Origin of the sequence: Paraprevotella clara YIT 11840, assembly GCF_000233955.1 — a bacterium.
GTDB lineage: Bacteria > Bacteroidota > Bacteroidia > Bacteroidales > Bacteroidaceae > Paraprevotella > Paraprevotella clara.
This window is the reverse complement of the sequence record NZ_JH376716.1, coordinates 1-232: the sequence shown is the minus strand read 5'-3', so window position 1 is coordinate 232 and position 232 is coordinate 1. Positions and strand designations below refer to the sequence as shown.

The window sequence follows — 232 nt, the reverse complement described above, 5'->3', positions numbered from 1 at the left end:
TCCTTACCCAGCATACTATGAACTTTACAAATCTGGAAGGTATGGTAAGTGTTTATCTGCCGCACTCTTATGCTATATCGGGGTGGGTAATCGTTACTTCTGCTGAAAATATTAAACCTGCTGAGGGTTTTACCGCCCAAAAAGCTATGGAGTTCGCCCTGAGTGGGGGTATCCTTAAAAGTGATAAATAATATCAAAAAAATGCCCGTTAGCTTTAGCTAACGGGCATTTT

Annotated in this window: 1 protein-coding gene; it reads left to right on the top strand. The window is 40.9% G+C overall.

Annotation, left to right across the window (positions count from 1 at the left end):
- A partial coding sequence (locus HMPREF9441_RS18905) for a DUF502 domain-containing protein (RefSeq protein WP_008623782.1) occupies positions 1-191 on the top strand: 191 nt, incomplete at its 5' end.
- Positions 192-232 lie beyond the last annotated feature (41 nt).